At 72.3% G+C, this 22683-nt stretch carries 21 protein-coding genes; 7 read left to right on the top strand and 14 right to left on the bottom strand.

Translation table 11 applies throughout. From position 1 onward, the window contains the following. Positions 1-74 precede the first annotated feature (74 nt). Entirely contained in the window at positions 75-1685 is a 1611-nt protein-coding gene (locus tag L0P92_RS08095) for a serine/threonine-protein kinase (RefSeq protein WP_234761815.1), read from the top strand. Here the strand turns inward: L0P92_RS08095 and L0P92_RS08090 are convergent, their stop codons facing one another. The 3 genes from L0P92_RS08090 to L0P92_RS08080 all read right to left on the bottom strand — a co-directional run bounded on the left by L0P92_RS08090 (position 1686) and on the right by L0P92_RS08080 (position 4660). Then, positions 1686-2315 (bottom strand): HAD family hydrolase, encoded by a 630-nt coding sequence (locus tag L0P92_RS08090; RefSeq protein WP_234761814.1) that lies wholly within the window; start codon positions 2313-2315, stop codon positions 1686-1688. Positions 2316-2351: 36 nt separating this feature from the next. Continuing rightward, complete coding sequence (locus L0P92_RS08085) at positions 2352-3344, bottom strand: LLM class flavin-dependent oxidoreductase (RefSeq protein ID WP_234761813.1); 993 nt, start codon at positions 3342-3344, stop codon at positions 2352-2354. Between the two features lie 104 nt (positions 3345-3448). Next, positions 3449-4660 carry an MFS transporter gene (locus tag L0P92_RS08080; RefSeq protein ID WP_234761812.1) on the bottom strand — a complete coding sequence of 404 codons (1212 nt, stop codon included), beginning with the start codon at positions 4658-4660 and terminating at the stop codon, positions 3449-3451. Positions 4661-4750: 90 nt separating this feature from the next. Between L0P92_RS08080 and L0P92_RS08075 the strand changes: the two genes are divergently transcribed. After that, complete coding sequence (locus L0P92_RS08075) at positions 4751-5512, top strand: DeoR/GlpR family DNA-binding transcription regulator (protein ID WP_234761811.1); 762 nt, start codon at positions 4751-4753, stop codon at positions 5510-5512. Between the two features lie 14 nt (positions 5513-5526). On the opposite strand, the gene L0P92_RS08070 is transcribed toward L0P92_RS08075, so the two are convergent. Further along, entirely contained in the window at positions 5527-6993 is a 1467-nt protein-coding gene (locus L0P92_RS08070) for a thiamine pyrophosphate-binding protein (protein ID WP_234761810.1), read from the bottom strand. 47 nt (positions 6994-7040) lie between these two features. On the opposite strand from L0P92_RS08070, the gene L0P92_RS08065 reads away from it, so the two are divergent. Then, positions 7041-7289, top strand: a complete 249-nt coding sequence (locus L0P92_RS08065; RefSeq protein ID WP_234761809.1) for a GMC oxidoreductase — start codon at positions 7041-7043, stop codon at positions 7287-7289. A gap of 69 nt (positions 7290-7358) precedes the next feature. Here L0P92_RS08065 and L0P92_RS08060 read toward each other — a convergent pair whose 3' ends face one another. The 7 genes from L0P92_RS08060 to L0P92_RS08030 all read right to left on the bottom strand — a co-directional run bounded on the left by L0P92_RS08060 (position 7359) and on the right by L0P92_RS08030 (position 13944). Then, entirely contained in the window at positions 7359-7808 is a 450-nt protein-coding gene (locus L0P92_RS08060) for a spore-associated protein (RefSeq protein ID WP_234761808.1), read from the bottom strand. Positions 7809-7925: 117 nt separating this feature from the next. Continuing rightward, complete coding sequence (locus L0P92_RS08055) at positions 7926-8348, bottom strand: acyl-CoA thioesterase (protein ID WP_234761807.1); 423 nt, start codon at positions 8346-8348, stop codon at positions 7926-7928. 51 nt (positions 8349-8399) lie between these two features. Further along, complete coding sequence (locus L0P92_RS08050; RefSeq protein ID WP_234761806.1) at positions 8400-9029, bottom strand: hypothetical protein; 630 nt, start codon at positions 9027-9029, stop codon at positions 8400-8402. Positions 9030-9124: 95 nt separating this feature from the next. Further along, complete coding sequence (locus L0P92_RS08045) at positions 9125-9724, bottom strand: histidine phosphatase family protein (RefSeq protein WP_234761805.1); 600 nt, start codon at positions 9722-9724, stop codon at positions 9125-9127. A 125-nt stretch (positions 9725-9849) separates the two neighbouring features. Then, entirely contained in the window at positions 9850-10251 is a 402-nt protein-coding gene (locus L0P92_RS08040) for a DUF5955 family protein (protein ID WP_234761804.1), read from the bottom strand. 10 nt (positions 10252-10261) lie between these two features. Continuing rightward, a complete protein-coding gene (locus L0P92_RS08035) occupies positions 10262-12613 on the bottom strand; it encodes an AbeC-like domain-containing protein (RefSeq protein ID WP_234761803.1) in 2352 nt (783 codons plus the stop codon). Positions 12614-12735: 122 nt separating this feature from the next. Further along, a complete protein-coding gene (locus L0P92_RS08030) occupies positions 12736-13944 on the bottom strand; it encodes a pyridoxal phosphate-dependent aminotransferase (RefSeq protein ID WP_234761802.1) in 1209 nt (402 codons plus the stop codon). Between the two features lie 86 nt (positions 13945-14030). On the opposite strand from L0P92_RS08030, the gene L0P92_RS08025 reads away from it, so the two are divergent. Next, positions 14031-14657: a winged helix-turn-helix transcriptional regulator gene (locus tag L0P92_RS08025; RefSeq protein WP_234761801.1), complete on the top strand. Its 627-nt coding sequence runs from the start codon at positions 14031-14033 to the stop codon at positions 14655-14657. Positions 14658-14696: 39 nt separating this feature from the next. Here L0P92_RS08025 and L0P92_RS08020 read toward each other — a convergent pair whose 3' ends face one another. From L0P92_RS08020 to L0P92_RS08010, 3 genes are all read right to left on the bottom strand, one after another. Then, positions 14697-15500 (bottom strand): hypothetical protein, encoded by an 804-nt coding sequence (locus tag L0P92_RS08020; protein WP_234761800.1) that lies wholly within the window; start codon positions 15498-15500, stop codon positions 14697-14699. Further along, on the bottom strand, positions 15500-16768 hold the full coding sequence (locus L0P92_RS08015) for a VWA domain-containing protein (protein WP_234761799.1): 1269 nt from the start codon (positions 16766-16768) through the stop codon (positions 15500-15502). Before L0P92_RS08015 ends, L0P92_RS08020 begins: the two co-directional genes overlap by 1 nt. A gap of 67 nt (positions 16769-16835) precedes the next feature. Next, a complete protein-coding gene (locus L0P92_RS08010; RefSeq protein ID WP_234761798.1) occupies positions 16836-18350 on the bottom strand; it encodes an IucA/IucC family protein in 1515 nt (504 codons plus the stop codon). Positions 18351-18493: 143 nt separating this feature from the next. Between L0P92_RS08010 and L0P92_RS08005 the strand changes: the two genes are divergently transcribed. From L0P92_RS08005 to L0P92_RS07995, 3 genes are all read left to right on the top strand, one after another. Continuing rightward, positions 18494-19987 (top strand): IucA/IucC family protein, encoded by a 1494-nt coding sequence (locus L0P92_RS08005; RefSeq protein ID WP_234761797.1) that lies wholly within the window; start codon positions 18494-18496, stop codon positions 19985-19987. Between the two features lie 72 nt (positions 19988-20059). After that, the gene (locus tag L0P92_RS45650) at positions 20060-20236 is read left to right on the top strand and encodes a (2Fe-2S)-binding protein (RefSeq protein WP_372497217.1); all 177 of its coding nucleotides are present in this window, start codon (positions 20060-20062) and stop codon (positions 20234-20236) included. Beyond that, positions 20233-22443 (top strand): xanthine dehydrogenase family protein molybdopterin-binding subunit, encoded by a 2211-nt coding sequence (locus L0P92_RS07995; protein WP_234761796.1) that lies wholly within the window; start codon positions 20233-20235, stop codon positions 22441-22443. The genes L0P92_RS45650 and L0P92_RS07995 overlap by 4 nt, the downstream gene beginning before the upstream one ends. Positions 22444-22683 lie beyond the last annotated feature (240 nt).

Below are 22683 nucleotides of genomic sequence, written 5' to 3'. Positions count from 1 at the left end.
GCCTCGGTCAACTTGTGGTTGACCCGGGTTCAGGGGATTGAGGGGAACAAGGGGATGAGGGGGGAAGCGGGCCGATGAGCAACGCGACCGAGATGTTCCAGCCACTCCAGGCGGACGATCCGTCCGTGGTGGCCGGATACCGTCTCGCCGCCCGGCTCGGCGCGGGTGGCATGGGCCGGGTCTATCTGTCGCACACGCAGGGCGGCCGGCCGGTGGCGATCAAGGTGGTACGGCCGGAGCTGGCCGACGACCCGGACTTCCGGCGACGGTTCCGCCGGGAGGTGGAGGCGGCGCGACGGGTCCGGGGCGCGTACACCGCCGAGTTGATCGACGCCGACACCGACGGCGTACCGCCCTGGCTGGCCACGCTGTACGTGCCCGGGCCCTCCCTGACGGAGGCCGTCGCCCGGCGCGGCCCCCTGCCGGTGCCCGCCGTGCTGTGGCTGATGGCGGGGGTGGCGGAGGCGCTCCAGGCCATCCACGGTGCGGGAATCGTGCACCGGGACCTGAAGCCGTCGAACGTGCTGCTGGCCGCCGACGGGCCCCGGGTGATCGACTTCGGCATCTCGCTGGCCGCCGACCTCAGCTCCCACACCGCCACCGGCTCCACCGTCGGCACGCCCCACTTCATGGCTCCCGAGCAGGCGGCCGGGGGCGAGGTCACGACCGCGACCGACGTCTTCGCGCTGGGCCAGACCGCGGCGTTCGCCGCCCTGGGCCGGCCGCTGTACGGGGAGGGCTCCGCGGTCGGTGTGCTGTACCGCATCGTGCACGACGAACCCGACCTGTCCGTGTTGCCCGAGCCGCTCCGCCCCCTGTTCGCCCGGTGCCTGGCCGCCGCCCCGGAGGAGCGCGCCACCCTGACCGAGGTCGTCGAGTGGTGCCGGCGGCGGCTGGGCGCGGACGCCGACGCGGGCGCGGGGCCGACGGTCTGGCGGGACGTCATGGGGCCGGAGGTGACGGTTCCGTCCCCCGTGCCCGACCCCACCCGGATGCTGCACACACGGCCGTTGGTCGTCACACAGCCGCAGCGGACGGGGCCGGACGGGCGACCGGCGCCACCGGCCCGCAGACGCCGTACCGCGCTGATCACGGCCGCGGCCGTGGTGGCCGGGGCGCTGGTGCTGACGGGCTTCGTATGGATGGTCGCGGACGCGGGGAGCCGGTTCCGGGACTGGGTCGCGGGCGCGCCGGCGACGTCCGGTCCGGGGGAGACCGAAGGGTCTTCGGGAGACGACGCCGACACCTCTGGAACGGGCGACCGGACTCCGGAGGCGTCACAGCCCTCCCCGACGGCGCCCGAATCTCCGCAAGTGCTCACTCAAGCCCCCGTGCTGCTGAACTCCAAGACCTCGCTGAGCTTCGAGGAGCCGCTCTGGCGCGAGGACCGCAAGGGAGACATCCGCCTCGACTGCAAGGCGGACGGATGCCGGCTGGAGAGCGAGGACAGCGTGTTCCTGCAGCTCTTCGGCAAGTCCGGGGCCACTCTCGACGAGTGCCGGCTCCTGCTCGGCGGCGCCGATCGCCACGACTGGACGCTGGCCTCGGTGGCGGCCGGCACCGAGTTCTGCGTCAAGCACCCCTCCGGGGACATCGCGCTGCTCGTCGTCCAGACGAAGTCGACGGCACTGCCGGAACTCGGCTTCCTGAGCCTGGACATGACGGTATGGAAGGACGCCGCCTAGTCACTGGCCGGCGGACCCGGGCAGCCACGCGTCGATGACGGCTGCGAGTTCCTCCTGGCCGTCGAAGACGTGGCCGTCCATGCCGACGGCTCGCGCCGCGCGGACGTTCTCCTCGCGGTCGTCGACGAAGAGGAAGTCGGCGGGTGCGGCGTGCAGGGCGGTGACGCAGTGGTGGAAGGCGGCGGGGTCGGGCTTGGCCGCGTCGATCTTGCCGGAGAAGGCGACGTGGTCGAGGTCGTGCAGCCAGGACTGGGCCGCGAGGAAGGCGTCCGCGTGGTCCGCGGGGATGTTGGACAGCAGGGCGACCCGGGCACGGTCGCGCAGGTTCCGCACGTAGCTGACCATGCGGTCGTCGACCCGGGACCAGCTGTCGATGTCGGTGAGCCGCAGCTCCTCGATCGTGTCGGCGTCGGCCGGGCGGGACAGGGCGTGCAGTACGTCGGTCCAGTACGCGGACGCGGTGTGCCGGCCGGCGTCGTAGGGCGGGCGGTGGGCCCAGTAGGCCGTGGTGAAGGCGTCGAGGGAGGTGTGGCTGCGGGCTGCCATCTTCTCCAGGGAGCCCGGGCGTTGATGGCGGGCGATGACCCCGAAGAGGTCGAAGAGCACGATGCGGCGGCGATCGGTGGACATGGGGGTCCGTTCCTTTGCGGTCTCGGGGCGTTCGGTTCAGTGCCGGTGGGGCAGGGCGCGGGCGAGCGAGTCGAGCGCGGCCAGGGCGTCGGGGCCGGCCGGGGCGAGGACGACGCTGGTCGCACCCGCCGCGTGGCGGGCGTCGATCGCCGCGCGGGCCTGGGCGGGCGTGCCGGCGATGCTCAACTCACGGACCCAGTCGGCGGGCATCGTCCGGGCGAACTGCCGGGCGTCGGGGCCGGCGGCGCGGTGGGCGCGCAGTTCGGCGGCGAAGGGCAGGGGGTCGATGTGCGCGGCCCACTCCGGCTCGCCGACCGTCTCCAGGGCGGGGCGGACCCGGGCGAGGGCGGCCTCCTCGTCGTCGTCGACGGCGGCGGCGTCGTAGGTGACGATCTCCGGAGGGTTCGCGGCGGTGTCGCGGCCCAGGTTGCGCAGGGAGGCGGTGATGTAGGCGGGCGTGGCGGGCTCGGCCAGGAGGAGTCCGTCGGCGACCTCGCCCGCGGCCGCCTGCGACTTGGGGCCGCGGACACCGAGGACGACCGGGGGGACGATGCTCGGGATCTCGGTGAGGACGATGCCTTCGCAGCGTACGTATCGGCCGTTCCCGGGGCCCGGCTCACCGGCGATGAGCAGCCGCAGCGCGCTCGCGTACTCCTTGATCAGCGTCAGGGGGCTGGCGGGCCAGGACCCGGCCTGGCGCATCCAGCCAGGCATGCCGTGGCCGATCCCCGCGATGAGCCGGCCGGGGTGGAGCTGGGCGAGGGTGGCCAGTTCCATCGCGGCGAAGCCCACGTTGCGGGCGCCTGCGGGCATGATGCCGATCCCGACGGTGACGTTCGTCGTGGCGGCCAGAACCGTGGCGGCCTGGGCGACACCGCCGCGCCAGCCGAGGTCCTCCACCACCCAGATCTGGTCGAACCCCAGCTCCTCGGCGCGCCGGGCACAGGGCAGCACGTCGCCGACGGGGAGATCGCGGGGCAGCATGACACCGACGCGGCCGCGGGCGGGCAGTGCGGGGGACTCGGACATCGGGGGCTCCTTGGGTCGGCCGAGGGCTTCCCTCCCCGGCCCTGGTGACCGGGGAGACGAGGGCTTGTGCGGCACGGTTGTCAGGGACCGTGCCGCACAAGCGGTCAGTGGCTGCCGACTGCCGTCCCGGGCCGGCGGGTGCCGTCGGATCCGGTGCGCAGGACGCGGGCGCCCACGGCGGTGGTCACGCACAGCAGGGTCAACAGGACGAAGGCGTGGTTGAGGGCCACGAGCTGGGTCAGCCAGCCGATCACGGCGGGCCCGGCGAGCATGCCGACGTAGCCGAGTCCGGCGACGCGGGAGACGTTGGCCCCGGCGGCGGCGGGGTCGGCGTGCCCGGCCGCGCTGAACAACTGCGGGACGCAGCCGGACAGGCCCAGGCCGAACAGCGCCCAGCCGGTGAACGCGGCCCACATCCACGGGCCCAGGGCCACGAGGGTGATGCCGACGGCGGCCGTGGCCGCGCCGTGGCGCAGGATCGCCAGGGAACCGAACCGGGTGACGAAGCGGTCGGCGAGCAGCCGGCCGACGGTCATGGTCGCGGCGAAGGTGCCGTACGCGAAGGCCGCCGTGCCGGCGGGCGCGCCCAGGACGTCCTTCATGTGCAGCACGCTCCAGTCGTGGGCGGCGCCTTCGCACAGCATGGCCATCAGCGCCAGGACGGCCAGCAGCCAGACCCGGCCCGCGGTGGTGCCGCGGCCTTCGACGGCCGGTGACGTCCCGGTCTCCTCCGCGGAGCCCGGGCTCTCGGCAGGAGGAGCGGCGGACAGCAGGGCACGTGCCGAGGTCAGGGCGATCACGACCCCCACGGCGCCCATGGCGACCATGGCCGTCGCCGGGTTCAGGCCGGCGCTCGCCGCGCCCGCTCCGGCGAGCGCCGCGAGGACACCGCCGACGGAGAACGTGGCGTGGAAGCCGGACATCACGGGCCGGCCGTACGCCTTCTCCACGTGCACCGCGTGGGCGTTCATGCTCACGTCCAGGCAGCCGTTGCAGAACCCGAAGACCAGCAGCGCGCCGGCCAGCGTCCACGGATCGTGGGCGAGACCGGGCAGGAACAGGGTCGCGCCGCAGAGGACGCCGCCGACGGGTACCACGACGCGGGTGCCGAGGCGGTCGGTCAGGGGACCCGCCACCTGCATGCCCACGAAGGCCCCGAGTCCGAGCACCACCAGCAGGCCGCCGAGCGTGGCGTGGCTGATGCCCGCGCGTTCCTCGATCGCGGGGATGTGCACCACCCAGGTGCCCAGCAAGGTGCCGTACAGGACGAAGTAGACATAGGTCGCCACACGGGCGGCTCGCAGGGAACGTTCCATGCCGGGTAGCGTAACGAACATCTTCAATGTTCGAAAGGCGAGATAACGAACAGAGTTGTTGTTCATTTTCTGGTGGTGTTCAATCCCGGTATGAGCAACGCAGACCGGCACGGGCTGATCGCGAAGGCCGTCAGGGACGCCGGAGGCGCCACGGTCCAGGAACTAGCGGAGCTGACCGGCGCCTCGGAGATGACCATCCGGCGCGACCTCGACACCCTCGCCGCCCAGGGCGTCCTCGAACGCGTCCGCGGCGGGGCACGCACTCTGCTGCTGCGGGGTGAGGAGCCCCCCTTCGCGATGCGCGCCCACGAGGCGGTCGACGCCAAACGCCGGATCGCCGCCGCGATCTCCGCACTCATCGCCGACGGCGAGAGCGTCCTGCTGGACAGCGGCACCACCTGCCTGGAGGTCGCCCGCCTCCTGCGCGAGCGGCCCGTCACCGTGATGCCCCTGTCCCTTCAGGCCGTCCACCTGCTCGGCGAGACACCCGGCCCGGCCACACTGGTCGTGCCCGGCGGGCAGCCCCGCGCCGCCGAAGGAGCCCTGACCGGCCCCCTCACCCTCGCCTCCCTGGCCGCCCTGCGCTTCGACACCGCCGTCATCGGCTGCTGCGGGCTGACCGCGGCCGACGGTCTGACGGCCTACGACCTCGACGACGCAGCGGTGAAGAAGGCGAGCATCGCCTCCGCCCGCCGCGTCATCGCCGCCGCCGACGGCAGCAAACTCGGCCACACCGCTTACGCCTACGTCGGCCCCGCCGCCCTCCTGCACACCCTGGTCACGGACACCACCGCCGCCGCCGGCGAGGTCACCGCACTCGAAGGCGGCGGCACCGCCGTCCAGACGGTGTGACAGACCCTCTCGGCTCAGAGGTGCTGCTCGGTGGCCCGGGTGCGGTGGTACTCGTCCTGGCGCTCGTCGGTGATGTACGCCGGGACCGGGAAGTCCCACCAGCCGGGCACCCAGGGACCCGCCGCGTCGCGGTCCGTGGGTACCTCGACCAGGGCGGGCGCCCCCGACTGGACCGCCTTGCGCAGGGTCGGCTCCAGGGACGCGGCGTCGTTGACCTTCCACGACTCAAGCCCGAAGGCCCGGCCCATGGCCGCGAAGTCGGGGCTGTACGGCGAGCCGTCGGGGTGGGAGAACTCGGTGCCGATGTGCCGCGAGGTCTGCTTGCGCTGGCCGCCGCGGATCGACATGTAGCCCGCGTTGTTCTGGACGACGAAGACCACCGGCGCGTCGGCGGTGACGCTCAGGGCGATCTCCTGGGCGGTCATGAGGAAGTCGCCGTCGCCGAGGACGCACACCACGGGGCTCTCCGGCCGGGCGAGCTTGGCGCCGACGGCGGCCGGCACGGCCCAGCCCATGGAGGAGAAGCCGCCGGAGGTGAGGTGGGTGCGCGGTGAGTAGACGGGGAAGGTCTGCTTGACCGCTCCCTGGGTGTTGCCCGAGCCGGCGACGATGATCGCGTCGCGCGGGAGGACGGAGCGCAGGGCGCCCAGCGGGCGCTGGGAGGTGAACGGGAAGCGGTCGCTGTCGCGGCGGCCGGCCAGCTTCTCCTCCCAGTCCCGCTTGAGCGTGGCGAGTTCGGCCAGGTACCCGGAGCGGTCGACGCCCTTGGCGGGCAGCGAGTCCACGATCGCGGCCACCGCCCGCTGCGCGTCGGCGACGATGCCGACCTCCGCGGGGTAGTTCTTGCCGATCTCGTGCGGGTCGATGTCGATGTGGATGAGCTTCGCGGGCGGGATGGAGAAGCTGACGCCCTTGGCGTAGCTGGAGGCGGACCAGTCGGTGAAGCGGCAGCCTACGGAGATGACGACGTCGGCGGAGCCGGCGATGGCGTTGCCGGTCATCGTGCCGGTCTGGCCGACGCTGCCGGCGAACAGCTCGTGGTCCTCGGGGAAGGCGCTCTTGCCGTTCCAGGTGGTGACGACCGGGATCTGCCACTTCTCGGCGAGCGCGAGGACCTGGTCGGAGGCGTCGGAGGTGATCGCGCCGCCGCCGACCACGATGACCGGCCGGGTGGCCGCGCGCAGTACGTCGACCGCGCGTTCCACGGCCTCCGGGTCGGGATGCTGGCGGCCGACCGGGATGCGGCGCTCCAGGTCGTGGAGGTCCACGTCCGCGGCCTCGGCCTGTACGTCCATGGGGACTTCGAGGTGCACCGGGCCCGGGCGGCCGGTCAGCATGGAGTTGAAACAGCGGTGCAGGACGAAGGGGAGCTCCTCGACCCGGGTGACGACCCAGTGCCGTTTGCTGACGGCCTCGGCCACCTTGGGGAAGTCGTTGGCCGTGTAGCGGTCGAGTTCCTGCAGCAGTCCGTGGCCGCGCATATGGGTCGGCGGGCCGCCCGTGACGACGAGGACGCTGCGCTCTGCTCGTGGAAGGTCTGGATGAAGGGGATCCTGGAGACGATTTCATCCGCACGCAGTCGTTCTCCTTCTACCACCCGTCGGGCACCTGCATGATGGGCAAGGTCGTCGACCACGAACTTCGTGTGCACGGGCTGGAGAACGTCCGTGTGGCAGACACGTCGATCATGCCGACCCTCGTCACCGGCAACACGAACGCCCCCGCCATCATGATCGGAGAGAGGGCCGCCTCGTTCCTGCGGACGTCGGCGGGGTGAACCCGCACACGCCCGCCCCGGCAGAACTCCGGGAGTCCTGCCGGGGCGAGCGACGTCCCCGTGGTCGGGTCACCGGGTGAAGGTCACCCGGTTCTCCTTCAGGGCACCGCAGTTGGAGCCCGTCACCTGCACGTACACGTTCTTGATGTGGCCGCCCCAGTCCACGCAGTGCGCCTTGCCGTAGACGTAGGTCGGTCCGGCGTACGACGTGTACTGGCCGTAGTCCTCGTCGTACTCCTCGGTGTCGGACACGTAGATCCACGCCGACATGTCCACGGCGGTGCCCGGGTTGTTGCGGATGGTCGCCACGCAGTTCTTGCCGTTGGACGCGTTGTACGTCAGGTAGATGGTGCCCAGCGAGCCGACGGCCGCCGAGTTCACCGTCTTGTAGCTGCTCCCGCAGACCTTCTGCGGGGTGGTGTTGGGCGCGGCGGAGGCGGGCGCCGTGAGGGCGGCCGTGGTGCCCACCGTCAGGGCCGCCAACGCGGCAGCGGACAGGACAGAACGCGCGTATCGCATATTTCCCCCTGGTCTCCATTGGAGGTGGTTGCTCCTACATGGTGTGACCCACCGGGTATGCGAATGGTTGTACTCCGTCATCGCCAGTTCACCGACGCCGCACGGGAGTTGGTCCGCCTAGAGCCCGAACAGGCTTGGATCCGTGGCCAGTTCCTTGAAGTAGTCCTGCGGATCGGCGACCATCCTGCGCTCCTTGAGGTCCAACAGGCCGCCGACCGCCGTGAGTTCGGCCGCCACCGTGCCGTCCGTCTTGCGCACGGTCTGCCGGATGCGGAACGTCTTGCCGCCCGACCACTCGAAGGCACAGGTCACATCGACCTCGTCACCGGCGAGGAGCTCCCGCTTGTAGCGGATCGTCGTCTCCAGCGCGACGGGACCGACGCCCTTGCCTATCAGGCCGGCCTGGCTGATGCCCGCGGCCTGGAGCAACGACCAGCGGGCGTGCTCCGCGTAGTTGATGTACACGCTCTGGTTGAGGTGCCCCTGCACATCCGTCTCGTAGCCGCGGACGGTGACCCGGACGGAAAACGGCTCGCTCACTGCTTCCCCTTCTCGCCTTCGATGCCCTGTGCACCGATCTTGGCATGCTTGTCATGCTCGGCGCGGGGAAGCCAGCAGATATCGCGCTCTTGTGCGAGGTTCGGTGTGCTCGCCGACCTGCCACCCCGCCCCCTCCAGTGTGGCGGCGCAGGCCCGCAGCCGCGCGCCGTCCGGCTCGTGCACGGCGACCGCCTCCGGCTGAGGCGTGGCCCGCACCCGGTACCCCTCCTCGCCCTCCGGCCCGGCCGGACGGTGCCCGGCGGCCTCAAGGGCGAGCGCGGCGGCCTGCACCAGATGCGTACGCTCCCAAGCGCACGGCCGGTCCGTCGCCCCGTCCGTGTTGGTCATCCGGCGCAGCTCCAGCAGCCCCTGCCAGGCGCTGTGCACCTCGCGGACCCGGGCCGGTCCGGCCCCCGGCGGGTCCTCCTCGCCGCCGATCCGCGCGGCGAACACCCCGCCGGCCGCGGGAACCTCGGCCTTCGCGGGCGCCGCCGGCTCCGCCTCCCGTATCCGATGCCCGGCCGGCGTCAGGAAGTGATCGTGCGGCGGCCGCGGATGCCGGAAGGCGAGCCCTCGCTTCACCAGCGCCGCGAGCTGCGCCTCCGTACCCCTCAGCCGCCCCGTGACAGGGTCGGCGGCGTCGATGACACGCCGCTGGGCGGCGGTCGGCGGTCGGGTCACGGCGTGCTCCTCCCCAGGCGGGCGTCGACATGGGCGTGGGCCCCGACTGCACCGGCCCCCTGCCGGACAGACACCCACCCCATCTGCAGGGAAGGCTACGACCCGGGTCTGACATTCCACCCGGCGATCACCGGACGCCCGTGCTCCGTGCCCAGCCGGCACACCGCCCCCGTCGCCAGCTGGAACAGCGCCCCGTCCGCCGCCGGCAGCCCCAGCCGCCGGGCCGTGAGCACCCGCAGGACGTGCCCGTGCGCCACGAGCACCACGGCCCCCTCGGTCTGGGCCAGCGCCGCGTCCACCTTGCCGAGCATCCGGTCGGCGCGACGGCCGACCTGCTCGGGGCTCTCCCCGGGACGGTCGGGCGGCCCGGGCGCGACCCCGTCCGTGAACAGGAACCACCCCGGCCGCTCCCGCTGGATCTCGACGGTCGTGATCCCCTCGTACCCGCCGTAGTCCCACTCCCGCAGATCGACGTCGACGCGTACGTCGTGCAGCCCGATCAGTTCCGCCGTCTCCCGCGCCCGCTGCAGGGGGCTGACGAAGGCGGCCCCGATCCGGTGCGAACGGATCAGCGGGACCAGCCGCCGAGCCTCCTCCCGGCCGTGCTCGGTGAGCGGCACGTCCGTCGAGCCCGTGTGCCGGCCGGACCGCGACCACTCGGTCTCCCCGTGCCGGACGAGAAAGAGATCACCCACGTGCGCGCCCTTCCCGCTCGCCTCCCAGCACCGTGTCACAGTGCCGCCGAGGGCCGCAGGACGGACTGGGCCGGACGGCGGTCGCCGGGCCTCCGGGACGGTCGGCGCCGGACGTCGCGCCCGGTTCAGATCCCCGGCAGGCCCTGCACCGACTGTGCGAGCTGGCCGACCGCGGTGACGAGCGGGGCCACCGGCTGGACGAACTCGTTCAGCCGGTCGAGGGCGCGCCGCAGCACGGTCGGCTGCGGCTCCTCCTCCTCGAGCTCCTCGCGCAGCCGGCGCAGTTCCCTGCTGGTGGCGTCGGGGTCGGCGAGCGCGGCGCGGTGTTCCTCCAGCAACTGCTCGACGACGGTCAGCAGCTGCGCGGTGCGCGCGGCCTGCTCGGGGTCCTGCGTCTGGAAGGAGACCGCGCCGGAGAACGCCTGGGCGCCGTCGCCCACGGCCTGGTTGCCCACGTAGTGGGTGCCGCCGCTGATCATGACGCCCTTGTTGACGGGAGGGTCCTGGTGCCCGTCGTCGTTTCGCATGAGAAGTCCTCTACTTGTCGGAGCCGCCGGACGCGCTGAGGGCGGAGGCGCCGGACTGCCGCGGGATGTTCTGGTTGGCGGTCGCTCCGGCGCCGATCGCCTGGTTGCCGATGACGCTCATCCCGCCCTGCTGGATGACGCCCTGGTTGAGGATCGTCTGCTGCTGGGTGCGGAAGTCGGTGATGTCGTAGCCGCGCGCGTCGAGGAACTCCCGGATGGCGGCGAGGGTATGGCGTTCCACGAGGGAGATGATCCGGCCGGCGTCCACGACCTGGAAGTAGTTGTGGTAGTCGGGGCTCAGCGCCATCTCCCGGATGCTCACCCGGGCGCCGTAGTCGAACACCGGGTCCTGCTCCATGGCCCTCAGCTCGTCCACCATCCGCCTGGTGTGCCGGGTCTCGAAGCGGGCGTGGTGCAGCGCCCGCAGCGGCGCGGCGAAGAACGCGCCGCCGGTGCGGGCGAGGGAGTCCATCAGCAGGCCTCGCCTGGCGTCGGCGCGGAGCGGGCCGCGCAGGCGGTCCACGACGTGGTAGGCGGCGGCCACCGGGCCGAGGACGTGGTTGTCGCAGTGCAGGTGCAGCGTTCTGCCCGTGGTCGAGAAGTGCAGGAACGCGCTCGGCACCACGTCCCCGCCCCACATCGGGACATGCACCGCCAGGTAGTGGCGGACCGTCCCGGTCGGACGCAGCATGATCTGCTCGACCTCTGCGGAGGACAGCTTGACGGTCGGGGCGATGCTGCGCTCCGCCTCGATGAACCGTTCGTCGTCACCGATCGTCGTGCCGCTCGCGAAGACGCGGTCCTCGATGACGAGCGAGCCGAGCGCGTCCTCGCCGGACTCCACCGCCCCGTCGGCGTCGCCGCCACCCCGTTCGGCGACCGCGTGCAGCCGTGCGCGGACGTGGTCGACGAGTTCGACGACCGTGAAGGGCTCCGGCTCGGCGGGGCGCGCGCTCGTGCCGGCCCGTTCGTCGGCGGGCAGCAGCGGCACCGCGAGCGACCACTTGGAGCTGGTCTTCGAGTAGCCGACGAACGGGGTGTAGCCGCTGTACACCGTGACGTTGCCGACCTGGGCCTCCCGGACGGCGGCGAGCCGCTCGGCCATCCACCGTCGCCGGGGGACGGTGGGCCGGGGCTGCAGGGCGAACGTGTCGCGGGTCATGGTGGTGCGCAGCAACTGGTCGACGTCCCGGTCGTGGTCCACGACCGTCATATGTGCGAACACCACCGCCCCGATCGACGCCAGTACGGCGGGCACCCCGCCCAGATACGCCCCGAACAGCCAGCCGGCGAAGCCGGACACGGGCAGTGCCGAGACGAGGAAGGCGAAGTAGAAGGCGAGCAGTGCCACCACCCCGGCCCCGACGGCCATGCCCACCAGCGCCTTGCTGTCGGGATGGTGGTGGCCGCGGGTGGCCAGGCTCGGCCGGCCGCCGGGACGCCGGGTGATCGACAGCAGCAGTGCGACGTACAGCAGCCACATCGGTGCGAGTACGGCCACGACGGCGAACGCCGCCGCCAGGCGCAGATCGCGGTGATGGCGCAGTTCCTGTGCCGTCAGGCAGTGGCGTGCCACCGCCACCAGGTCGACATCGGGTGAGGGGGCCACGGCACTGGCCTCGTCGGCCAGAACCTCCTCCACCACCCGGTCGGCGAAGCGTTCGTCCACGTAGGCCGCGGCGCACAGATACCGGGTGACGTCACCCGGTGCGCTCCCGACCGGCATGCGGACCTGTGGCGTCGTCATGCCGAGCCCTCCCTTTCTCCTCCTGGCAGGTGACGTCCTCTGGGCGGGGACGGACCTCGGGGCGCGTGCGCGGGGCAGGCCGACGGTCAGCAGCGCGAGCAGCACGCCGACCGCCAGGCCGAAGACGAGGGCCGAGAGCGTGAGGTTCTTCAGCAGGGTGCCGGCCGGTGCGAGCTCCTCGTCGGAGAGGAACGTCTCGAGCAGGCCGAACCGCACCAGGGACGCGACTTCGGCCGCCAGCACTCCTGCCACGAGGTAGCGGAGCAGACCCGCCCGGTGGCGGAGGAGGCGCCAGGCGAGGACAGCGAGCCCGGCGAGCAGCACCGCGACACAGACGTCGTCGATGACCACGAAGGTCACGCTGCCGTAGTCGCCGGTGGAGTACTGCCAGCCGGGCACGAACGCCGCGTCGAGGAGCCTGCGCAGCGTCTCGTCCCCGGAATCCTCCAGGTAGAACTTCTCGATGTAGAAGTCCCAGACCGGTTCCTGTGCCCACGGGGTGCCCGCGACGAGAACGAGCAGGACCAGCAGCCCGATTCGGGCGCGTAAGTGCGGTGGCGGGCCGGAACCACCTCGACCGGATCCACCTCGACCGGCTTCACTCCGAAGCGACAAGAACACCTGCCGGTTCCCCCATCCCTGACCCCAGAGATCAGTGGCCGCACTCTATGGCATCCCCGCTCTCTCTGATCGCGAATCAGCGAACGTCGACAAACCCGCCTCAAGCGCCCCGGCGGCTACTGCCGATACCCGCTCAGGAACCGCCCGATCCGCCCGATCGCCGCCTCCAGGTCGTCCGCGTACGGCAGGGTCAGGATCCGGAAGTGGTCGGGTGTCGGCCAGTTGAAGCCGGTGCCCTGGACGACCTGGATCTTCTCCCGCAGCAGCAGGTCCAGCACGAACTTCTCGTCGTCGTGGATCTTGTACACCTTGGGGTCGAGGCGCGGGAACGCGTACAGCGAGCCCTTGGGCTTCACACACGACACCCCGGGGATCTCGTTGAGCTTCTCCCACGCCACGTTGCGCTGTTCGTACAGGCGGCCGCCGGGGGTCGTCAGTTCCCGGATCGACTGACGGCCGCCGAGCGCGGCCTGGATGGCGTACTGCGCGGGCGCGTTGGCGCACAGCCGCATGGAGGCCAGCATCGTCAGGCCCTCCAGATAGTCCTTCGCATGCTGCTTCGGACCGGTGACGACCAGCCAGCCGGAGCGGAAACCCGCCACGCGGTAGGTCTTCGACAGGCCGCAGAAGGTGAGGACGACCAGGTCGGGGGCGAGGGTCGCGACCGAGTGGTGCACGGCGTCGTCGTAGAGGATCTGGTCGTAGATCTCGTCGGCGAAGACCATCAGGCCGTGCCGGCGGGCGAGGTCGAGGATGCCCTCCAGGACCTCCTTGGGGTAGACCGCGCCGGTCGGGTTGTTCGGGTTGATGATGACCACGGCCCGGGTACGGTCCGTGATCTTCGACGCCATGTCGTCGAGGTCCGGGTACCAGTCGGCCTGCTCGTCGCAGAGGTAGTGGACCGCCTTGCCGCCGGCGAGGGTCGTCACCGCGGTCCACAGGGGGAAGTCCGGGGCGGGGATGAGGATCTCGTCGCCGTCCTCGACCAGGGCCTGTACGGCCATGGAGACCAGCTCGGACACGCCGTTGCCGAGGAAGACGTCGTCGACGCCCACCTCCAGGCCGAGCGTCTGGTAACGCTGGGCGACGGCCCGGCGGGCGGAGAGGATGCCGCGGGAGTCGGTGTAGCCGTGCGCCTGGGGGAGCATCCGGATCATGTCCTGGAGGATCTCCTCCGGCGCCTCGAAGCCGAAGAGCGCGGGGTTGCCGGTGTTCAGGCGCAGCACGCTGTGACCCGCCTCCTCCAGCGCGTTCGCGTGCTCGATCACCGGGCCGCGGATCTCGTAACAGACCTCGCTCAGCTTGCTCGACTGCCGGAACTCCATGCGTGCTCGCCCTCCGGTTTCGTGTGTTGCTTGGTTTTACCAAGTTCGAGCTTGGAAAGTCCAACAACATGTCTAGACTGCGTCGCATGTCACCTCGCCGAAGCTACGACCAGTACTGTTCCGCCGCCCGGGCGCTCGACCTCGTCGGCGACCGCTGGACCCTGCTGATCGTCCGGGAGCTGCTGGCCGGCGCGCGTCGTTACACCGACCTCCACGCGGACCTGCCCGGTGTCAGCACGGACGTACTCGCGTCACGGCTGAAGGACATGGAGCGGGAGGGCATCAGCACCCGGCGCCGGCTGCCGCCGCCCGGAGCGGCCTACGTCTACGAACTCACCCCGCGCGGCCGGGAGTTGCTGCCCGTGCTCCAGGCGCTTGGGGAGTGGGGACAGGCCGAACTCGGCGAGCGGCGCCCCACCGACGCGGTGCGCGCGCACTGGTTCGCGCTGCCGCTGCTGCGGGCGCTGGAGGGGGAGGGGCTGGTCGAAGTCCGGCTGGAGGAGGGCGACTTCCATCTGTACGTCGGCGCCGAGGACGGCCCGGTCTACGGCGACGGGCCCGCCTCCGGGGAGCCCGACGCGCGACTGGTCCTGGACTCCGGGACGTGCGAGGCCGTCGCCCGCGGGGAGTTGAGCGTGACCGACGCCGTACGGGGCGGCCGTATCGAGGTGACCGGCGAGGGCACGCTCGCCAAGGCGCTCAGGGAAGGGTGAAGGGGCCCACCGGTGCGGTGAGCCCCTTCTGGCGATGCGTCAGGCGCCCGGCGGCACCTGCCTCGGCCGCCCCGACCCGCGCGTCAGCGCATACCCGCCGACACCCGCCAGCGCGGCCAGCGCACCGCCGATCGCCGTCCACACCCACCGGTCGGACCACCAGCCGGAAGCCCAGCCGTCCTCGGGCTCGATGCTGGACAGCACCGCCGACGCCGACGAACTCTCCTCATCCTCCGGCGACTTGACCGCGACACCCGGCACGAGGGGCTCCGCCAGCGAGCCGTCCACCGCCGCCGAACCGCCGATGTCCTTCGAGTCGACCCGGACCGAGGCGTCCACCGGCAGGCCGAGGTCGGAGGTGGGGACGTCCACGACCGTCAGCCGGATGTAGTACGTGCCCGGCAGCGGGTCGTTCGCCCACTGCTCCGACCAGGCCCGGACGGTGCGCAGCACACAGGTCAGCTCCACTGAGGCGGCACCGGCCGCCGCGGTGCGCGTCTGCGCCCCGTACTGGCAGGCCTGCCGGCGCCGCAGACCGTCGTACACGTCGATCTGCCAGCTCTCGGCGGCGTGCGTGTCCGGCAGCTTCACCGTCGCCTTGACGGTGGGGCGCTGTCCGGCGTCCGCCGGGAACGACCAGTACAGGTAGTCGCCGGTGGAGGCGCCCGCGGTGGCCGTCTGCCCCTGCTCGATCTCGGTCGCCGTACGGAAGGAGGTGCCGGCCTGTGTCGGCGCGTCACCGTCCTGGGAGGCGCTCGGCGACGGCGAGGAGTCGGCGACGGCCGGGGCGACCGCAAGCCCGAACATCAGCGCGGTCGCGCTCAACACTCGTGTGATCCGCATCAGTTGGTCCTCCAGACCGCGACCCGCCAGCGCGACAGCCAGCCCCAGACGAGACCGGCGAGGAAGCCGGCGAGGATCAGCGCGCCGAGCAGCCACCAGCCGCGCCCGAGACCGAAGGCGGCCACGTCGCTCGCCGCCGACGGTCCTTCCACGACGTCGACCGTCAGCTCCAGCGGCAGACCGGGTGTGGTTTTCACCCCGCTCGCCGCCGAGAAGGAGTGCGTGACCTGGAGGCACACCGTCTCGGGCGCGACCTCGCCCTCCACGTCCTCCCGCTCGGCCTTCGGGTAGCGCAGGCCCGTCGAGATCACATCGGTACGGCCGTTGCCGGCCGCCTCGCCGCGGACGATCTCCCGGCCGCGCTCGGTCGTCGCGCGCAGCAGCAGCCCGTACGAGGGGTTCACCTGGCGGTCGGCCGCCGCGCTCACGGAGGCGCGCAGTTCATGGCCGTCCGGGACGTTCACGCGGTACCAGCGCTGCTGCCCGAACTCCTCGCGGTCGGTGTACAGACCTGACTGCAGCATCGGCGCCTTCGCGCACTGGTCGGCGCCCGTCGTCGCGACCGGTGTCACCACCGGATCGGCCGCCCGGTCCACCAACTGGTTGACCTTGTCGGCGAGTTCGTCGGTGTGCTCGACCGAGGTGAAGGTGCCGCCGGTCGCCTCGGCGATGCAGCTGAGCTGCTGCCGCAGCTTGGTGTTGGGGACCAGGCCGAGGGTGTCGATGGTCAGGCCGATGCCCTTGGCGGCGATCTCGCGGGCCACCTCGCACGGGTCGAGCGGGGCGCAGGTGTCCTCGCCGTCGCTGATCAGCACGATGCGCTTGGAGCCCTCGCCGCCGTCCAGATCCTCGGCCGCCTTCAGCAGCGCGGGACCGATCGGCGTCCAGCCGGTGGGCGTCAGGGTCGCCACCGCCGTCTTGGCCTCGGTGCGGTCCAGCGGGCCGACCGGGTAGAGCTGCGCGGTGTCCTTGCAGCCCGTCTTGCGGTCGTCGCCCGGGTAGTTGGCGCCGAGGGTGCGGATACCGAGCCGGACCTCCTCGGGGGTGGCGTCCAGCACCTCGTTGAAGGCCTGCTTCGCCGCGGCCATCCGCGACTGGCCGTCGATGTCCTTCGCCCGCATCGAACCGCTGACGTCGATCACCAGATCGACCTTCGGAGCGGTGGCGGTGGTCTCGTCGGCGCTCGCCCCGGCCGGGAAGGCTATCCCGGCCGTGAGCGCGGCGAGCAGGGCACAGACCCCGACCGCCAGCCGTTGTGTTCTGATCATCGGCGGATCTTATTGATCAGAGGTGTCACGCTTCAAAACGGGTCCGGAACAGCTGCCCGAACCACGGTCAGAACACCTCGGCGACCAACGGATTGGGCAGCCGAGCCCACTGGTCCCCGGGCGTGCCCGGCGACAGCCGCATCAGCGACAGCGCCTTCGTCGGCAGCGGCTCGTCGCGCAGCGCGGCGAGATCCACGGTGGCCGGCAGCTCCCCTACGACCGCCTTCAGCGCCCCGCGCAACGCCGCGCCCGAACCCGCCGTACCCGCGAGCGCCCCGGCCACCAGCGAGCCGAACAGCTTGCGGCGCAGGGTCGGCACGTCGTCCGTGACGATCCGGCCGGTCAGCTCCGGCACCGGGATGCCGTGCCGGGCAAGACGGGCCGGGCTGACCCGGATGTCGGCGAGATCGCGGTAGACCAGCCGCACCGGAGAGCCGTCCGCCGACAGCACCACGAGCAGGTTCTGGCCGTGCGCCTCCAGCGCCACCCCCGACTCCAGCAGCCGCAGCCCCACGGTGAGCGCCAGACGCGTGAACTCGGCCAGCCACGCCCGCGACTCGGGCAACTCGGTGGTGGCGAGCGCGGCCACCGGTACGACCCGCTCGCCCGGCCCCGCGTACTCCTGCGGCGACTCGCGCAGCACGGCTGCCAGATCGGGCGAGTCGGCCGTCGCGGCCCCCAGGGTGCGGGTCATGTGCAGCAACCCGTCCGTCCGCGCCGCCAGTGTCTCCGCGAACTCGGACAGGGTCGCCGACAGGGAGATCGAGTACACCGAGATGTCCCGCACCGAGGACGTCAGCCGGGCGCTCAACGCCGTCTTGACGTGCGGTCCGTCGGACAGGGCGAGGGTGCGCAGGGACATCAGCGGATGCGCGGCCAGTCCGTCGCCGCAGGGGTCGTAGGGCCGCTTGAGCACATGCTCGGCCTGCCAGGGATGCACCGGGATCAGCAGCCGCTCCCCGTCCCGCATCTCCTCCGGCCACCCGCCCGTCACCAGGCACTCGTCCGCCCGCACCGGCACCAGCCCCAGCGTCACCACCGGCCGGTGCTCGGGCCCGTACGCCAGCTGCTCGGCGACCGAGAACCCGGGCCGGGAACGGCAGTTGGGATGGAACGGATGTCCGTCGACGACCCGCTGCTCCCACTCCCAGTCCCGCCCCGGCCACTCCTTCGGGTGAGCGCCCCGCCCGGCCCGTGACAGTGCCAACGAGGCGACGCTGTGGCCGAGTTCGGCGGCGAACGCCGTCCCGTGCGGCACGGCCAGGTCGGTCAGCAGCCGGGCCGGATCGTCGTACGACACCCGGTCGAGTCGCACGGCGCTGACGTACGCGGCGGTGGCGTACGGGTCCGCGTGCGGGCCGTGCAGCCGGCGGCCGTCCGAAAGACGCAGGGTGAGGCCCTCCCGGCCGCGCTCACGCCGGGCGATCCAGGGCAGCGGCTCGTGCGCCAGGGCACGCCACAGCCGGGTCAGGACGGCCGCCCGGGCCCCGGGGAGCTCGGCGGTGTACCGCGACGCGAGTCCGGGGCGAACGTCGGCCAGTTCTGCGGCGACCTCGGCCTCGGCGCTGGGGGGACGGTGCACGGGCGGGCTCCTCGGGTACGAGTAGGACGTCGGGCCAGGCGCCGACGACAGACATACTGATCGTCTTCCCGCCGGGAACGGACCGTAGCGACCGTCCTGAACGCACTTGCAGAGACCGTCCGGAAACGGACCGTAGAAAACGAGTGGATCGCGTGCACCTCACCCCGCCACCCGCCGCCGACGTAGCGGACCGCGCCGACGCCCACGCGGTCGCGCCCCTGCTGAACTGCCTGCTGCGCGAGGTGGCCGAACCCCACGGTGTCTCCGACGGACGTCCCGTGTACCGGCTGCCCGGATCGGGCCGTCTGCTGAGGGTCCGCGGCGGACGGCGGCCGGCCGAGCCCGAGGTCCGCGCGGACGGCACCTGGCGGCGCGTGGCGCACGCCGAACTGGTCAAGCTCGTGGCCGACGAGCTGCGCCGCCACACCGGTCTGTCCAACCACGAACTGCCCACCGAGATGATCGACAGCCGCGACGCGGTGGCCGCGCTGCTGACGGCACGCGCGCGTGCCACCGCGCCGGACGACCCCTACCTGCGCTCGGAGCAGTGCCTGCTCACCGGCCACCCCTACCACCCCGCCCCCAAGGCACGCGGCGGCGGCCCGGTCGCCGCCTGGCTGCCGTACGCCCCCGAGGCACACGCCCGCTTCCCGCTGACGCTGCTCGGCCTGCGCGAGGACGCGGTCGTCGAGGAGGGCGACACCACCGCCCTGGACGCGCTCGGCGACGCCCCGCCCGGCTATCGGCTGCTGCCCGCCCACCCCTGGCAGCTCGACCTCGTGGACCTCGCACCCGCCTTCGCCGACGGCCGGCTGATCCCGCTCGGCACGACCGGCTTTGACGCCTGGCCCACGGCCGCGATCCGCACGCTCTACGCCCCCGAGCGCGACCTGTTCCTGAAGTTCAGCCTCGACGTGCGGATCACCAACGACATCCGCCGGCTGTGGCGCCACGACCTGCTGAAGCTGCGCCGCACCGACGCCGCGGCCACGGCCGCCCTCGCCACCGGCCCGGCGGCCTGGCTGAGCGACCGCGGCTACCGCACCGCCGACTTCGCCTTCGAGGAACTCGCCGTCCTGGTCCGCGACGGCTTCCACGACCGGCTGCCGCCCGGCACGACCCCGCTGCTCGCCGCCGCCCTGGTGGAGGGCTTCGAGGGCAACCCGCTCGACACCGCCACGGACCCGGCCACCTGGTGGGAGGCGTACCTCGGTGTGGTCGTGCCGCCCGCCCTCGCGGCCTTCGACCGGTACGGCGTCGTCCTCGAAGCGCACCTCCAGAACACGCTGGTCGCCGTCGACGGCGAGGGCACACCCGTGCGGGCCGTCTTCCGGGACGCCGAGGGCGTGAAGCTGCTGCCGGAGGTGTCCCGGGCGGCCGGCTGGCAGCGGCTGGTGTACTGCCTGGTCGTCAACCACCTCGTGGAGATCGCCGAAGCACTCCTCGAACGCCACCCGGCCCTGGACCCCTGGCCAGCCGTACGCCGCGAACTCGCCCGCCACGACCTCCCCGAGATCGCCGGCCTGCTCACCGCGCCCACCCTCCCCGGCAAGACGAACCTGCTCCTGCGCTGGACCAACGCCGACGGCGCGGACGCCCGCTACCGTCCGCTGCCGAACCCGCTGGCGGGCACATGACGTACCCCCGAGAGCAGCGGCACGCGCGGCCGCTGACCGGGGGCGAACACCACAAACTGCCATACTCGCCGCATGGCACGTGAAGAGGTCGTTTCCCGTACCACGCGGCGGGCGTTCATCGCGTCGACCAGCATTGTGGGCGGGGCGTCACCGGCGGAGATCCGGGAGTGGACGAGCGGCGACCTCTGCCGCCGCGGCTGCAACGTGAACATCGTGCGGGCCGTCGAGCAGGCCGTGGCCGGCGAGTGAACCCGCAGACCCGGGCGGCCGTCGGAGCGCCGCTTTCCAGGGTGGACGGCCGGCTGAAGGTCACCGGCCGGGCCAGGTACGCCGCCGACTTCCCGCACACCCGGACAAGCACGCCCGACGAGCCCCCGGCGCCCGAGGGTGCCGTGCACGCGGTGGTCGTCGACAGCGGCGTCGGCCGAGGCCGTATCACCGGCATCGACACCCGCGCCGCGCTCGCCCAGCCCGGCGTGCTGCGGGTGATCAGCCACCTCGACGCTCCCGGGCTGCCGTACCGCGGGGCGGCGGAGCGAGAACCGCTGCGGGTGTTCCAGGACGACCGGGTCCGCTTCTTCGGTCAGCCGGTCGCCGTCGTCGTGGCCACCACCCTGGAGAGCGCCCAGCACGCCGCGAGCCTCGTCGAGGTCCGCTACGACAGCCGGCAGCCGGCGACGCGGATGACCGGCGAGCGGGGCGGCGAGCCGGAGACGTACGCCCGTGGAGAGGCCGACGCGGCGATCGACTCGGCCCCCGTGGTCATGGAGATGACCTACCGGCTCGCCCGCACCCACCACAACCCCATGGAGCCGCACGCCACCGTCGCCCGCTGGGACGGCGGCACGCTCACCGTCTGGGACAAGACCCAGTCGGTGATCGGAACCAGGGACCACCTCGCCGGCGTGTTCGGCCTGCCGCCGGAGTCGGTGCGGGTGATCTCGCCGTTCGTCGGCGGCAGCTTCGGCAGCTGCCTGCGGTCCTGGCCGCACGTCACCCTCGCGGCCCTCGCCGCGCGTGAGACCCGCCGCCCGGTGGAACTCGCCCTCACCCGCAGACAGATGTACTTCGGCACGGGCTACCGGCCCGCATACGAGTACACCGTGCGCATCGGCAGCGACCGGCGTGGCCGCCTGACCGGGATGGTCCACGACGTGCGGGCCGAGACGTCGCGCCACGAGAAGTTCACCGAACCCGTCCTCCTGCCGGGACAGACCCTCTACGGCATGCCCCACGTCAGCCAGGCGTACCGGACGATCGCGCTCGACGTGAACACACCGACGTACCTGCGCGGAACCGGGTTCACCACCGGCGCCCACGTCATCGAGTCCGCGCTGGACGAGCTGGCTCACGAGCTCGGCATCGACCCCGTCGAACTGCGCCTGCGCAACGAACCCGACGAGGACCCGGCCGGCGGATCGCCCTTCTCCACCCGGCGGTTGCGCGAGTGCTACCGGGTCGGCGTCCGCGAGTTCGGCTGGCACCACCGCGATCCGCGGCCACGCTCGACGCGCGAGGGGGACTGGCTGATCGGCATGGGCATGGCCGCCGGCGTCCACGACTGCGGACGCGCCCCCTGCCAGGCCCGGGTCAGACTCGACGCCGACGGCACCGCCCTGGTCGAGACCTCGACCAGCGACATGGGACCGGGCACCTACACCTCCCAGACACAGATCGCCGCGGACGCACTCGGCCTGACCATGCGTCAGGTGACCTTCCGGCTCGGCGACTCCACGCTGGCACCGGCCCCCGCGCACGGCGGCTCCGCCACCATGGCCGTCGTCGGCTCCGCCGTCCGGGACGGCTGCGACCGACTGCGCCGCAGCGCCGTCGAACTCGCCGTCGGGGACGAGGAGTCCCCGCTGTACGGCGTGGACGCACAGGACGTGGCGGTCCGCGCCGGACGGCTGTACGCGAAGAGCGACCCCGCACGCGGCGAGACCTACGCCCGGCTGCTCACCCGCAACGACCGCACCCATCTCGAAGCCCTCGGCACCCACACCCCCGGACGGCCCCGCCACGCCCTGTACGCCTACAGCGCGGTGTTCGCCGAAGTCGCCGTCGACCGACGGCTGGGCATGGTGCGGGTGCGGCGGATGCTCGGCGTGTACGACGCCGGCCGGATCATCAACCCGAAACTCGCCGAGAGCCAGGCCCTCGGCGGCATGGTCGGCGGCATCGGAGCGGCCCTGCTGGAACGGACGGTCACCGACCACCGCGACGGCCGGATCGTCAACGCGGACCTTGCCGACTACCTGGTCCCCGTCAACGCCGACGTCCCCGACCTGCGGGCCGTCTACCTCGACGGCGAGGACCGGGAGGCCAACCCCCTCGGCGTCAAGGGGCTCGGCGAGGTCGTCCTCGTCGGCGTGGCCCCCGCCATCGTCAACGCCGTCTTCCACGCCACCGGCCGCCGTGTCCGAGACCTCCCCGTCACGGCGGAGGCACTGCTCTGAAATCCCCTTTGACCACGGACGATCGCAACCAGTGATGGTTTAGATACGGTGAGTCACTCCTTCGGGTGGCCATGTTCCGCCGGACGCCGAACACGCCCTGGTGGCTGGCACGATGGAGATCCGACAGCGGCCCCGGCCAGGCCCGTACGTCGTCCCCCCACACACTGCACGCGGTGCCGCCCCGCTTCACGGACCCCGAACCCCTGCTGTTCCACAGCCGGTTCAAGGGGTCGGTCGCCA

It is taken from the genome of Streptomyces muensis, assembly GCF_021474425.1.
Taxonomy (GTDB): domain Bacteria; phylum Actinomycetota; class Actinomycetes; order Streptomycetales; family Streptomycetaceae; genus Streptomyces; species Streptomyces muensis.
This window is presented reverse-complemented; position numbering and strand designations above follow the sequence as displayed.

Coding starts and splice junctions, on each gene's coding strand:
- L0P92_RS08095 (WP_234761815.1), top strand. CDS start 75: ATGAGCAACGCGACCGAGATGTTCCAGCCACTCCAGGCGGACGATCCG.
- L0P92_RS08090 (WP_234761814.1), bottom strand. CDS start 2,315: ATGTCCACCGATCGCCGCCGCATCGTGCTCTTCGACCTCTTCGGGGTC.
- L0P92_RS08085 (WP_234761813.1), bottom strand. CDS start 3,344: ATGTCCGAGTCCCCCGCACTGCCCGCCCGCGGCCGCGTCGGTGTCATG.
- L0P92_RS08080 (WP_234761812.1), bottom strand. CDS start 4,660: ATGGAACGTTCCCTGCGAGCCGCCCGTGTGGCGACCTATGTCTACTTC.
- L0P92_RS08075 (WP_234761811.1), top strand. CDS start 4,751: ATGAGCAACGCAGACCGGCACGGGCTGATCGCGAAGGCCGTCAGGGAC.
- L0P92_RS08070 (WP_234761810.1), bottom strand. CDS start 6,993: ATGCGCGGCCACGGACTGCTGCAGGAACTCGACCGCTACACGGCCAAC.
- L0P92_RS08060 (WP_234761808.1), bottom strand. CDS start 7,808: ATGCGATACGCGCGTTCTGTCCTGTCCGCTGCCGCGTTGGCGGCCCTG.
- L0P92_RS08040 (WP_234761804.1), bottom strand. CDS start 10,251: ATGCGAAACGACGACGGGCACCAGGACCCTCCCGTCAACAAGGGCGTC.
- L0P92_RS08030 (WP_234761802.1), bottom strand. CDS start 13,944: ATGGAGTTCCGGCAGTCGAGCAAGCTGAGCGAGGTCTGTTACGAGATC.
- L0P92_RS08025 (WP_234761801.1), top strand. CDS start 14,031: ATGTCACCTCGCCGAAGCTACGACCAGTACTGTTCCGCCGCCCGGGCG.
- L0P92_RS08020 (WP_234761800.1), bottom strand. CDS start 15,500: ATGCGGATCACACGAGTGTTGAGCGCGACCGCGCTGATGTTCGGGCTT.
- L0P92_RS08015 (WP_234761799.1), bottom strand. CDS start 16,768: ATGATCAGAACACAACGGCTGGCGGTCGGGGTCTGTGCCCTGCTCGCC.
- L0P92_RS45650 (WP_372497217.1), top strand. CDS start 20,060: ATGGCACGTGAAGAGGTCGTTTCCCGTACCACGCGGCGGGCGTTCATC.